This is a genomic window from Vibrio sp. 03_296, from assembly GCF_002265885.1.
Window position 1 is genome coordinate 1 of sequence record NZ_NPKW01000986.1, and the last position, 602, is coordinate 602.

The 602-nt window shown below is 41.8% G+C and carries 2 pseudogenes; one reads left to right on the forward strand and one right to left on the reverse strand.

Annotated features, from left to right (window positions below):
* Window positions 1-308, forward strand: a pseudogene (locus tag CIK04_RS29345) (UTRA domain-containing protein); the annotation flags it as partial.
* 51 nt (window positions 309-359) lie between these two features.
* Here the strand turns inward: CIK04_RS29345 and CIK04_RS34860 are convergent.
* Window positions 360-602 (reverse strand): annotated as a pseudogene (locus tag CIK04_RS34860) (starvation-sensing protein RspA); the annotation flags it as partial.

Below are 602 nucleotides of genomic sequence, written 5' to 3' on the forward strand. Positions count from 1 at the left end.
TGTAAATATGTTTCCTAAAGTTAACAATGAAATAATCGAGAGCTCACTACAAAAATATGTATTGTCTCTAGGGCTAGAAATTGATAGTTATTTAACCAGTTATCGAGCCATCAATGTGTCTAAAGAAGATGCAGAGTTACTCAATTGTAAGCGTAATAGTTCAGCCATGAATATTACGAACAGAGGTTTTTAAAAACGGAGAAGTATTTATTGTTAGCGATATTATAGATATCAATTACCAATGTACTTATCACACCCAGTTTAACCCAGAGAGCTTGAGTTACAGAGATCAAAAAGACCGCGGATAGCGGCCTTTTTAAGCATGGACATTAATCCGGTTAGCTAAGGCAAGTGAGGACTCAAGGGGTATGAATACTGCCGYCTGGTAAGCGGCTTTGAGTCCACTCATGTGGGCGATATTCAACCGGAAAATCTCGTGCTGCTCGCCATTCCACGCGTCTCGGCATCTCAGATGCGTAGAGGTAACCATTGATTGGCTCCGCCGCGTTTGGGAAGACTCGTTGCGTATTGGCTTTATATTCTACGTGTTCTTGAATGGCTGCATTGTGCAGGTGCACATTTGAAGTGAGTATTCACTGCGG